This window comes from Brevibacillus dissolubilis (assembly GCF_006170445.1).
Taxonomy (GTDB): Bacteria; Bacillota; Bacilli; order Brevibacillales; family Brevibacillaceae; genus Brevibacillus_B; species Brevibacillus_B dissolubilis.
The window spans coordinates 45328-57849 of record NZ_VCNA01000011.1; the positions used below are offsets into that span (position 1 = coordinate 45328).

At 52.6% G+C, this 12522-nt stretch carries 9 protein-coding genes; 4 read left to right on the plus strand and 5 right to left on the minus strand.

Features of this window, described 5'->3' with window-relative positions; all coding sequences use genetic code 11:
* Positions 1–186: 186 nt before the first annotated feature.
* The 4 genes from FGI41_RS19190 to FGI41_RS19205 all read right to left on the minus strand — a co-directional run bounded on the left by FGI41_RS19190 (position 187) and on the right by FGI41_RS19205 (position 6475).
* Positions 187–2073, minus strand: a complete 1887-nt coding sequence (locus tag FGI41_RS19190; RefSeq protein ID WP_139491944.1) for a WG repeat-containing protein — start codon at positions 2071–2073, stop codon at positions 187–189.
* 226 nt (positions 2074–2299) lie between these two features.
* The gene (locus FGI41_RS19195; RefSeq protein ID WP_139492038.1) at positions 2300–3238 is read right to left on the minus strand and encodes an LCP family protein; all 939 of its coding nucleotides are present in this window, start codon (positions 3236–3238) and stop codon (positions 2300–2302) included.
* Positions 3239–3387: 149 nt separating this feature from the next.
* Positions 3388–3639, minus strand: coding sequence for a hypothetical protein (locus FGI41_RS19200; protein WP_139491945.1), 252 nt, complete (start codon positions 3637–3639; stop codon positions 3388–3390).
* A 55-nt stretch (positions 3640–3694) separates the two neighbouring features.
* A complete protein-coding gene (locus FGI41_RS19205) occupies positions 3695–6475 on the minus strand; it encodes a calcium-translocating P-type ATPase, SERCA-type (RefSeq protein WP_139492039.1) in 2781 nt (926 codons plus the stop codon).
* Between the two features lie 175 nt (positions 6476–6650).
* Here FGI41_RS19205 and FGI41_RS19210 point away from each other — a divergent pair, with 175 nt between their 5' ends.
* From FGI41_RS19210 to FGI41_RS19225, 4 genes are all read left to right on the plus strand, one after another.
* Positions 6651–7907, plus strand: coding sequence for an MFS transporter (locus FGI41_RS19210; RefSeq protein ID WP_139491946.1), 1257 nt, complete (start codon positions 6651–6653; stop codon positions 7905–7907).
* Positions 7908–8057: 150 nt separating this feature from the next.
* Complete coding sequence (locus tag FGI41_RS19215; protein WP_139492040.1) at positions 8058–9368, plus strand: CitMHS family transporter; 1311 nt, start codon at positions 8058–8060, stop codon at positions 9366–9368.
* A 98-nt stretch (positions 9369–9466) separates the two neighbouring features.
* A complete protein-coding gene (locus FGI41_RS19220; RefSeq protein WP_139491947.1) occupies positions 9467–11080 on the plus strand; it encodes an ATP-binding protein in 1614 nt (537 codons plus the stop codon).
* The gene (locus tag FGI41_RS19225; RefSeq protein ID WP_139491948.1) at positions 11077–11775 is read left to right on the plus strand and encodes a DUF977 family protein; all 699 of its coding nucleotides are present in this window, start codon (positions 11077–11079) and stop codon (positions 11773–11775) included. Before FGI41_RS19220 ends, FGI41_RS19225 begins: the two co-directional genes overlap by 4 nt.
* Positions 11776–11804: 29 nt before the next feature.
* Here the strand turns inward: FGI41_RS19225 and FGI41_RS19230 are convergent, their stop codons facing one another.
* Entirely contained in the window at positions 11805–12386 is a 582-nt protein-coding gene (locus FGI41_RS19230) for a hypothetical protein (RefSeq protein WP_139491949.1), read from the minus strand.
* Positions 12387–12522: the final 136 nt, after the last annotated feature.

The following is a 12522-nucleotide window of genomic DNA, read 5'->3' on the forward strand; positions in this document are numbered from 1 at the left end:
TGAAAGCGCGACTATTATGTGACTTTTCCTAATAGTGATAAGCTTCCGAATTTTACCTTACAATTCCAATAAACTTACTTGGGATAATGATAAAATAAGTATTACAATACGAAAAATCATGGGTCGTGTCAATGGTTTATGAAGGAAAAAAGTCAGCTGATTTTTTCTGATCAGCTGACCTTTTTTTCAATTCTGAAAGGACGCCCATAGCTCGCCTTTTTGATCAATGAGATCGGTAAGCTCTTGGTACGGGATTTCGAAGGTGATGAATCCGGCGGCATACGGGCCGACCGCGTATGGGGCGAAGTAGATACACAAGCTTTTGTCTGTCAGATAGAAGCCAGTCTCTTCTGTGAAGGACGACTTCACTTCATCAGGCGTGACCATGATCCCCTTTTCTTCGCCTTTGGTCTCGGCTTGCTGGCGCAGGAGTTCGGCGAGCTTCTGATGGTAGTTGCTGTCGGGCTTGAACAGTTCTTTCAGCTTGTAGATATGTCCGTTCTTCAGGTTGATATGTTCGTAAGTGAGTCCGGGCATACCATGGGCTGCGCCAAGCGGGTAGATATAGGAATTCGTTTCGATGACAAGCAGGTCCTTCTGATATAGGGTGACGGAGAAGCTGGATTCGGTAGACGTGGCGTCTGTGCCTTCTTCACCGAAGCCGAAGTTGTCTGTTGAGAGTTTCTTCTTGAAGTGTTGGTTCAGCTGGTTCTGTACGACAGGGTCTTCCAGTCCGTGGAGCTCAGGATAGTAGACGAGCAGATTTTTGTGTGGTCGATGCTTGCCCTCTATGATCGTGACGCCTGGTTTGAGCTCTTTTTTATATTCGGCCTTCCAGATAAGCGTGCCGTCTAGCTTCAGGTATTGTAGGCGGTTGTCTATCGTCGCTTCGATGATGTCGCCTGTCAGCTTGGCAGTACCAGTGCCTTCGAAGGTGGGGAGCTGGTCCGCTTTTTTACCGGTGCGGTCGAGAAAAAAGCTGGTGATGTCTGTCTGCACAAACGTGTAGTCCCCCTCGAATGGGGCGATCTGGTCATAGATAAAGTCGGTGAGGAACGTCCCCTTTTTGTCTACGATAGCGTACCGCTGTGAGAAATGCGGAGGAAGTCCTGTCTGCTTAGGGTCTGCTTGGCCCACTGCCCAGAGACCGTCAGCGATCCGATAGGCTGAGGTATAGATTGGCTCGACGATAAACTCACCTTTTGGATTGATCAGCCCGACCGAGTTATCGGTATCCTTGGTCTTGACGATAGACAGCCCATGATCAAAGGCCTCCGCTTCGTAATAACGGGGTGGGATGATGAGGCTGCCCTTGTCGTCAATAAAGCCGATCAGAGACGACTGTTTATCTGCGTACCGGGCGGCACCTTCCCGCAGTTCATGCAGAGTGGCTTCTTTATCGCTGAAGGGGAGTGATTTGACTACCTCTCCCTTTTTGTTGATCAGGGCGTACTTGCCTGTCTGAAGCTGTACCACGGCTTGGTCTCCGTAGAAGCTCTGGGCGTCTTTGAATTGTGCTGGAATGACTGGTTTGCCTGTTTCATCGAGATAACCATAGAGTTCGTGATCCCGGAAAAGGGCACGGCCTGACGAGAGCTTGTTGATCATCCCTCTGTCACCCTCCGCTTGGAACAAGGTCTGCCCTTGGTCAGTGAGGAGCTTCTTGCCGTTGACGATAAAGATATCCTGATGAAAAGGCTCGATCATATCATACACAGGTTGAATGAGATAGCGTCCTGAGCGGTCAATCAGCCCGACGAGTTGCTGTTGGTCTGGCTGGTCGCTGGACAGGTAGACGACGGCTCTGCCTTTATCATCGAAGCCTTGGGCTAGGGAGTAGGCCGGTTGGATGACGGTCTTCCCTGCCTGGTTGATGTATCCCCACTTCTGCGTACCATCGTCTTGGATGTGGTAAAACGGGTAGAGGGCGGCAGTCGCCTTTTCAGAAGGGGCTTGGGTGCTGGATGGGTTCGCCTGTGGTATGCCTGTTACAGGCTGGGCCTGTGGAGTGATGTTGGTACATGCTGTGAGGAGGATTGTGGATAGGAGGATGATACCGATACGTTTGTGCATGGATGGTCTCCCTTTTGAGGTTATGGTGCTATATAGTATGACTTTAACTTGGAATCAGGTGTGGACACAACTGCTTATTCCTGTAAACCTCACTGAAGTATGGATGGAGTATGTTATTAGACAAAAAAGACCTGCAAATGGAGCACCTTTTTCAAGTGTCCATATAGCAGGTCTTCTAGTAGGAACAAACAGCTCGATAGATCGGACTGTTCCTTTATTCATACGATTAAGGCGTGGCAGGTGCGGGATCAGGTGTGGTCTGATTCAGCTTCTCCTGCACAAACTGCTGGACACTCTCCACGTCCGGGATCAGCACTGAGCCGCCACGACTGGACTCTTGGAACAGCCCCATCGGCGGGAGCTGCTGACCACCTGCTGCAGATGGCTTGAGGCCGAATCCGAGCGCGGCCAGCTTGACCATGTCTACGGTTGACAGGTTGGTCTGGATGTACGGCTGGACGCTTTCGAGGATGCTTGGCAGCTGGATTAAGGTCATACCGCTCTTCATCTGATCGGAGAGAGCAAGCAGTAGCTTACGCTGGCGCTCTGTGCGGGTATAGTCGGACATCGCGTCATGACGGAAGCGGACGTATTGGAGTGACTGATTGCCGTCGAGATGCTGGAGTCCTTTTTTCAAATCGATGTCATACATCCCCTTGTCGGTCGGGTCTCTGTATTCCATGTCTTTCTCTACATCGATCTCGACACCACCGACGGCGTCGATCAGGCTTTTGAAGCCCTCAAAATCAGTCACAACATAGTTGCTGACCGTAAGTCCGGTGAAGTTGCTGACGGTCTGCATGGCAAGCTCTGGGCCACCCTGTGACAGTGCTGTGTTGATCCGGGCGCGGCCATGATCCGGGATACGGACATAGGTGTCACGCAGGATGGAGAACAGGTTGTAGGTCTTGGTCGTGGGATCGATGCTGACCAGCATCATGCTGTCAGAACGGGGCAGCTCGTCTGGTCTCAGCTCGCGCGAGTCTACGCCCATCAACAGGATGTTGACCCGCTCCGTCCCGCCCCAGATCGGGATGTCGGCTTTGGGCGCTGCAGCCACCTCGCTGGATGCTTCCCGTGTCTTGATGACCTTTGATTGGCCGATGGTTTGGGTAAAGCTGTACACTTCATATGCATAGTAGCCTACTGCGACGACCAAACACATCACAAGCAGGGTAAATAGCCGTTTGATTTTACGAATCAAGAAACAGTCCACCTCACAACTCTTCCATAATGATTCTACTAGTATACGATATCTGGCGAGAGAGTGGGCATTTTTCTATATAGAAAAAGGAGCCAGCCAGGTTGGCAGGCTCAACGGGTTATGTCTACTTTAGCAGCTTCACGGACGTGGATTTTGATTTTGTACTTTCGTTTCAGATTATCGTTCTCAAGTGTGATGGTTTTCTTGACGTGGTAGGCAACACCGATCTCATCGAGGCGCTGTCGCCACTCTTTGTAAGCTGCTTTGTCTGTCGTGCTGACGATGGTCATCCACATACTTTTCTCGATGAAGTACGCGATGAAGGAACAGGCAACAGCCAGGATCGCGCTTAGGAATTCCATCGGCCATCCTCCTTTGCGCAAAGGTTGGGGCTATTATTCTATGCAGTCTGACTCCTTAGCGCACCATCTGTCTGCCGGATACCTGTGCCCGATTTTGTCCACGGAAGACTCCGCCCATCCCAGCGACGAAGGTCGGGATCCCTGCTGCCACAAAAGCAAGGGCCCAGTCGCGGAACGACATATCGGTGGTCTTGAAGATCGGTTGCAGGGCATCCAGATAGATGACACCGATGACCAGCACCAGGGAAGAGAGAACCGCCCAGACAAGCCACATGTTCTCAAACGGATTGCGGTGAAAGACGGAGTGCTCACTGCGGCAGTCGAATACGTGAATCAACTGCGCCAAGACCAGAGTGGCAAAAGCAACGGTCTGTGCGTGTACGAGATCGGACGGATTCTCTTGGTACGTGAGATAAAACGCGCCCAAGGTGGTAAGCCCGATGAGGAAACCACGGCTGATAATCTTCCAGCCGAGCCCGCGGCCAAAGATGTTCTCATGCTTGTTGCGCGGTTTTTGGTACATCGTGTCTGCCTCGGCCGGATCGACGCCCAAGGCCATAGCAGGCAGACCATCAGTGACGAGGTTGACCCAGAGGATTTGGATCGGGACGAGCGGGAGCGGCAAGCCCATCAGCATGGCGAAGAACATCACGAGGATTTCCCCGACGTTGCTGGCGAGCAGGTAACGGATGAATTTGCGGACGTTGTCGTAGATGTTGCGACCTTCCTCCACGGCGGAGACGATGGTGGCGAAGTTGTCGTCGCGCAGTACGAGGGATGCGGCTTCTTTGGTAACATCGGTGCCGGTAATCCCCATGGCAATCCCGATATCGGCTGACTTGATCGCGGGTGCGTCATTGACACCATCACCTGTCATGGCGACGACGTGGCCATTGTTTTGCAGCGCTTTGACGATCCGTAGCTTGTGCTCAGGAGAGACACGGGCAAAAACGGCTGCGCGGTCGACCACGCGGGAGAGGTCTTCCTCATTCATCTCGTTGAGCTCGGAGCCTTCCAGCACGATACTGTTGCCGTACATCAAGCCGATCCGACGGGCAATCGCTTCGGCGGTGATGCGGTGGTCACCTGTGATCATGACCGTTCTGATGCCAGCTTGACGGCAGAGCTTGATCGCATGGGTCACTTCTTCACGCGGCGGGTCGATCATCCCGGCCATGCCGACGAAGATCAGCTGTTTTTCGACTTGTCCCGGAGCCTGACCCTCGACATAGCCTTGCAATGGCTTATAAGCAAAACCGAGGACGCGGAGCGCTTGCGTCGCCATCGTTTCGGTCTGATCCAGCACGTCTTTGCGAATCTGCGGGGTGAGTGGGACGATCTCCCCACTCCAGAGAATATGGGAGCAACGCCCGAGGGTAGCTTCCACCGCCCCTTTGGTCATCAGGTGGAGGTTGCCGTCTGCCGTGCGTTCGACGACAGACATCATCTTCCGGTCAGAGTCAAAAGGAAGCTCGTCAATCCGCTCACCGCGTAAGCTGGCTGCTTTGGGATCATTCAAGCCTTTTCCGGCGAGAGCGAGCAGAGCACCCTCTGTCGGGTCACCGAGTACCTTCCAGGTCTGGACACTCGTGGTCAACACCAGCATCTTGCGCTCGGTATGCTCGTCACTGACCAGCTTGGCGTTGTTGCATCGTTCGGCGATCCGGCAGATCTGGCGCAGACCAGGGTCTTCCAGTGGCTTGATGGCGCGGCCTTGGTGCTTGATCACACCGCTTGGCTCATAGCCGTTACCGGATACCTCGTACGTGCGGCCACTGTGCCAGACATGGGTGACAGTCATTTTGTTCTGTGTGAGTGTACCTGTTTTATCAGAGCAGATAACGGAGGCGCAGCCCAAGGTCTCGACGGAAGGGAGCTTACGTACGATTGCATTGCGCTTGATCATCCGCTGTACGCCGAGAGCCAGTGCGACAGTGACGATAGCTGGCAGCCCCTCTGGGATGGCGGCTACGGCAAGACTTACCCCTGCAAGGAACATCGTGAACAGCTCTTGGCCATGCCAGACCCCTGCGGCAATGACCACGACCGTCAGCAAGAGAGCGATTCCGACGAGCGTTTTGCCCATCTGTTCGAGACGGACCTGCAACGGTGTCTCCGTGCCTTCCGCCTGATTCATCAGATGCGCGATTTTACCGATTTCTGTCCCCATTCCGGTGGTCGTGATGATCCCGCGTCCTGTACCACCCGTCACCATCGTCCCCATGAAAGCGAGGTTTTTCTGGTCACCGAGCGGGATTCGATCCATCGGGTTCTTGGGGGTGATTACTTTTTCCGTCTTGCTGACCGGAACGGATTCACCCGTGAGCGCTGATTCCTCCACCTCCAGACGGCTGGCAGAGAGAATCCGCAGGTCAGCAGGCACACGGTCACCTGCTTCGAGCAGGACGATATCGCCGGGTACCAGCGCGGAGGCGGGCACGACCTCCTGCTCACCGTCACGGATGACACGCGCCATCGGGGAGGCCAGCTCTTTGAGTGCCGCAAGTGAGCGTTCGGCCCGCGCTTCCTGGATGAAGCCCAATACACCGTTGATGATGATGATCGCAATGATCGTGATCGCATCCAGATACTCTCCGAGGACAAAAGAAAGCACGGTGGCCGCCATGAGGATCCCCACCATGAAATCCTTGAACTGATTCAAAAACACGCTAAGCATCGAAGCCTTTTCTGCTTCGGCCAGCTGGTTGGCGCCGAATTCCTGCTGTCGTCGCTCTACTTCCCGCTTCGACAATCCGTGTGCGGGGTCACTTTTCAGGACGGCTGGGGTGTCTTGTGGCGAGACTAGATACCACGGTTTTTTCGGTTTCACGTACATCTCCTCCATCGTCAATCTCTCATAACCATTTGTATGCAGACAAGCATACGGGTATGAAAGGCTTGACCGATGAAGTACATAAGACAACTTTTTAAATATAATTGTTTACAAAGTTTAAATAGTGCAGTATATTGTTCTCAGGAAGATAAATCCAAGAGAAATCAGGTGCATAGCCATGACACAATGGGTTCAACGATATCCGAAAGAAGCAATCGCCTTCATCCTCGCCAGCTTCGTCAATGCAATGGGCAATGCCTTCATGTGGCCGCTGACGACATTATTCGTCCACAATGTTCTGCATCGCTCCTACGGTGATGCTGGATTGGTCATCCTCTTGCAGGCTTTGGCTGGAATCGTCGGTCAGTTCCTCGGCGGGACACTGTATCACCGTCTGGGGGTCAAAGTACTGATCGTGGGGTCTCTCTTGCTGAGCGGTATCTTGCAGATATCACTCATGTATATCCCTGACTGGAGTGTTTATGTCATCATAATGATGGTGCTCGGACTGCTCAACTCCATCTCTTTTCCGGCGGTTCAGGCTTTCATCGGCTTTCGCTGGCCCGAACGCCGCCGCGAGCTCTTCAATGTCGTCTATGTCGGCAACAATATCGGAATGGCGATCGGCAGCTCCTTGGGTGGCTTGCTCGCAGCCTTTTCCTTTACCTTCACCTTCCTGTTCAACGGAGTGACTACGCTCGGATTCGCTGCCTTCTTCTTTTTCTATATGACACGCACTACTTCTAATGAAGAAACACATGTAACCGCTTCCCCTTCCAGCAAGCCTGCATATGAAAAAACCACTCTCCAGCTGCTCCGCGACTACCGCGTCTATCTCTTCGTGGCGATTGGGGCGATGCTGATCTTCTTCGCCAACTCCATCTGGGGTACAGGGATTGCTCCCTTCCTTAATGAACAAGGCATGAGTGCCGCCTCCTACAGCATCCTCTGGACGGTCAACGGTATCGTGATTTTCGCCGGGCAGCCTGTCACGACATGGATCAAAAACCGCTTGGCCCAGACTCTCCAGGCTCAGCTGATCGGATCCGCTGTCTGCTATGCGGCAGGCTTCGCGCTGATCTTCATCTCCAGTGACTACTACAGCATCGTCGCCGCGATGATCATCACCACCCTTGGCGAGATGCTGAAAGCACCGACCATCCCCGCCTTTATCACCGAACACACCGGGAACCATGCACCGTTTTACCTCGGGCTGGTCGGCGGGCTAGGCAGTGTAGGCCGACTGTTCGGGCCATATGTACAGGGGAACCTCTACGATATCGGCGGACTTACCCCGCTGGTCACACTGGCTACGGTTGCGGCAGTTCTCTCGGTTGGGGCGTTTGTGATTCACGCCTTCTTTTTCCGAAGCCGTATGGCAATGGATCAGCCCTCCCCGAACGACAGCTATGCCAAAAGCTCCATCGGCGCATAACCGGTGGAGTTTTTTTGTGAACTTTATGAACAAAATGCTCCTTATGCTCCTAGTATCCTTTATCGTCGTTTTATTCTCTTGCTTCTGGAACGTTGTTATAATGAAAACACTTTATGAAAGCGCATTCTTTTTGAGGGGGGAACAATGATTATGCTATCATGGCTTGGCTTCTTAATGGTTGCCGTCTTTATGTATTTGATTATGACAAAACGTCTGTCTGCGATCGTCGCGCTGGTGATCGTGCCAATCGTGTTCGCTTTGATCGGTGGATTCGGCTTTGCAGAACTCGGCGAGATGGCGTTGGATGGAATTAAAAAAATAGCGCCAACAGGTGTCATGCTGTTGTTTGCCATCCTGTACTTCGGCATCATGATCGATGCTGGTTTATTTGAACCCTTAATTAACAAAATATTACGACTTGTCAAAGGCGATCCAGTCAAAATCGTCATCGGTACGGCTGTCCTCTCTATGCTGGTTGCGCTTGACGGCGACGGTACGACGACTTACATCATCACCGTCTCTGCCATGCTCCCGCTCTATCGTCGTGTCGGTATTAATCTGATGATTCTCACGGTCATCCCGATGCTCTCCATGGGGGTTATGAACATGACGCCGTGGGGCGGCCCGACTGCCCGTGCGATCAGTGCCCTGCATCTGGATACCTCCCAAGTATTCACCCCGTTGATTCCTGCAATGCTGTTCGGTTTGGCTTGGGTCATTTTTGTTGCGTATCTGTTCGGGAAAAAAGAGCGCAAACGTCTCGGAATCGCCGATATAACCTTTACGGATGAAGATCAAAAAGCATTCGAAGAACAACTCGCGATCGCGGAACACCTCGGCTACCGCCGTCCGAAGCTGCTCTGGTTCAACGCGCTTCTCACCATCGGACTCATGGTCGGTCTGGTGATGAACGTACTGCCGCTGACCATCCTGTTCATCCTTGCCTTCTGTCTGGCTGTCGCGGTCAACTATCCGAATCTCGATGATCAGAAAAAACGCATGGCTTCCCATGCAGCCAACGCTCAAGCGGTTGTAGCTATGGTGTTTGCCGCAGGGATTTTCACCGGGATTATTACCGGAACCAAGATGGTAGATGCGATGGCGACCTCACTCGTCGCGCTGATTCCAGAATCGATGGGAGCACATCTCCCGGTCATCGTCGCGATTACCAGCATGCCATTCACCTATTTCATGTCCAATGACGCGTACTACTTCGGGGTTCTGCCGATTCTGGCTCAGACTGCTGCTACTTATGGCATTGATCCGGCTCAGATCGCCCGCGCTTCTATCTTGGGACAGCCTGTCCACGTATTGAGCCCTCTCTATGCGGCTGCTTACCTCCTCTGTGGGATGGTCGGTGTCGACTTCGGGGAGAATCAGAAGTTCATCCTCAAATGGGCTGTGGGAACCTCTCTTGCCTTGATCTTCGGGGCCTTGGTTACAGGGGCGCTCATCCTATAAGTTCAATAAGAATTTCGATGCAAAGTGTGAGAGGTCAGATAACTGGCCTCTCTTTTTTGGTACACTAGAATGTAAAAGAAAAAGGAGCGGGTGATACCATGCGCTTCCAGAGCAGACTGATGCTGATCATCTGTTCCATGCTGTTGTTTGTGATTCTGTTCATCGGCGCTACCTTCGAATATATGGTGTCGCATACCCTCCACGACGAGATCGGCAATCGGGCCTTGCAGGTAGCCAAGACGGTTGCTGTGATGCCGGACATCATACAGGCTTTTGACGATCCAGAGCCATGGAGGATAATCGAGCCCATCGCGGAAAAAGTCCGCATGGAGACACAGGCCGAATTCGTCGTAGTAGGAAATCGTGACGGCATCCGTTACTCCCACCCCAACCCGGATCGAATCGGTGAAAAGATGCAGGGCGGAGATATCAAGCCAGTCCTTGAAGGTCACTCGATCATCTATGAAGCGGTCGGCACACTCGGTCCTTCACTACGCGGGAGAACTCCTATCTATGATGAGTCAGGACAGGTGATCGGGGTTGTCTCGGTCGGCTTTCTCAGCCAAGATATACAGTCTGTGATCGCTTCCTACCGCTACCGCATCATCGCAGTGGGCTGCCTCACCCTGCTGCTCGGCGTATTAGGTACCTTATTCATCACCCGCAAGGTAAAAAAGGCCATCCTCGGACTGGAGCCAGAACAGATCGGTCAGTTGTACGAGGAGAAACAGACGATCCTGGAATCCGTGCGGGAGGGAATCCTTGCGATCAACAAAGAGGGTCGGATCACCATGGCTAATCAGACCGTGATTGAGATGCTCGGACTGCCGACGGATCAGAATGTGACGGGGCTGCATGTCTCTGACTTTCTCGGTTCTGTCCGCCTGCTCGACGTCCTCAAGACGGGCCAAGCCGAGTTTGACCAAGAGGTGATCTATTCCGGTAATCACCTGATCGTCAACCGTGTGCCGATCTTTGACCGCAACCGGCACATCATCGGGGCGGTATCGAGTCTGCGCTATAAATCAGAGCTGTATCGGGTACTCGAAGAGCTCTCCCATGTCAAGGAATACGCCGAAGCCCTGCGCGCCCAGACCCATGAATACTCCAACAAGCTCTATCTGATCTCCGGCCTGATCCAGCTCGAATCATATCAGGAAGCGATTGAATTCATCACCCGCGAATCGGATGTTCACCTCAACCATACCCGTTTTATCATGAGAGAAATTCCTGACCCCCTGATCGGCGGTCTGTTCATCGGCAAGCTGAACCGGGCCAATGAGCTAAAAGTAGAGCTTACCCTCGATCAAGAAAGCAGCTTCCGCGATATCCCCGCTTCGATTGACCGCGACGCCCTGATCACCATCATCGGCAATCTGATTGACAATGCGATGGAAGCCGTCCTCGCACCTGGGGCTGTTGCCAAGCATGTGCATGTCTTTGTGACCGACATCGGGGAGGACTTGATCATCGAAGTAGAGGACAGCGGCTGCGGGATTCCAGACGAATATGCCGACAAGCTGTTCGAGGTAGGCTTCTCTACCAAAACAGCACCCAATCATGGCTTCGGCCTCTCCCTGATCCGCCACGCGGTCGAACAGCTGCAGGGATACATCACCTACGGCCCAAATCCAGGGGGCGGGACGATTTTTACCGTGGCCATTCCGAAAAATCCAGACAAAACAAATCGATTGGCAGGTGACCCAACATGATCAGCGTCCTTATCATTGAGGATGATCCCCGTATTGCCGAAGTGAACAGACGCTTTGTCGAAAAAGTAGACGACTATCACGTCATCGGTATCGCCACCAATGAACAGGAGGCGCGTGACCAGCTTGAACTGCTCGCACCTGATCTGGTCTTGCTGGATATTTATTTTCCCGATATGAACGGGTTAGCGTTCCTCAGTGTGATGAAGGATCACTTTCCCCAGACCGATGTGATCATGCTGACTGCAGCCAAGGAAGTGGACGCCGTGGTGGAGGCTAAGCGCCTCGGGGTGTTTGACTTTATCACCAAGCCACTGATCTTCGAGCGCTTCCAGCAGACCTTGCAGAACTACCAAGAGTTCCGCAGACAGCTGCAGAGTCTGCAGGCTGATCGGGAGCATATCACCCAGGAGCAGATCGACCAGCTGATGAAGGCTGGCGGCAACCGCGACCTCAAGGAATCCTCCTTCACCAAGGGCATCGACAAGATCACCTTAGAAAAAGTGACCGCCTATCTCAATCAGACAGGCGAAGTAACGACCGAGCAGGTCCGCAAAGAAATCGGCACCAGCCGCTCCACCGCCCGGCGCTATCTGGAATACCTCGTCTCCAAAGGCGAATGCATGGCCGATCTCTCCTACGGTGTGGTGGGACGGCCCGAGCGTGTCTATCGAAGCATGAAAAAGCCTCTTTCCTAGAAGATGTGGGAAAGAGGCTGGACAAGCACTTATTTATATTTTTCTTCGGTGATCAGGTATGCATACTCCACTTTGCCGCCATTGTTGAATACTTTTGCAGAGAAAAGACCGTCTACAGTTACAAGCGCAGCCAGATCGGTCCGATCCCCCACTTTCGCACCTTCAAAGCCGATGGATGCGAAGGTTTTTTCGATATCATCTGGATAGGCTCCCGGTTCCTTTGGTGTGTAGCTGATACGAACAGGTTTGCCGTCGATAAACATGATATCCAACGCACCATCTTGATAGACAGCAGATACAGCCGGTACTCTTGTCTCCGTACCAGAAAGTCGGAAATTTTGCTCTTCTCGGCTGGATGGTTCACCGAGCAGTTTTTTCACTTCTTCCTCGCTCTTGCCGAGGATTTCTTTGACGTTGAGCACTGGCTTCACAGCTTCTGCTTTAGGAGCGTCTGCTGCCGGTTGAGCGGCTGCTGGCTGGGCTTGTTCTGCCTGTTTGGCGGCCTGTTTTTCCGGACTATTCGATCCACCAGTAATAGCATTGCTGATTCCACTTAGAATGACAAATGCAAGCACCCATACCCACCATTTTTTCCATAATGGTTTTTTCACTTTACATGACCCACTTTCGATAAGAATATGAGGCACTATCTATTTTTAATCGAATTTCCTAAAAATGTCAATCGAATAAATATTAAAAAGGGACCGATTGTAGGTATTCGGTCCCTTTTTACCATTGTTATGTATA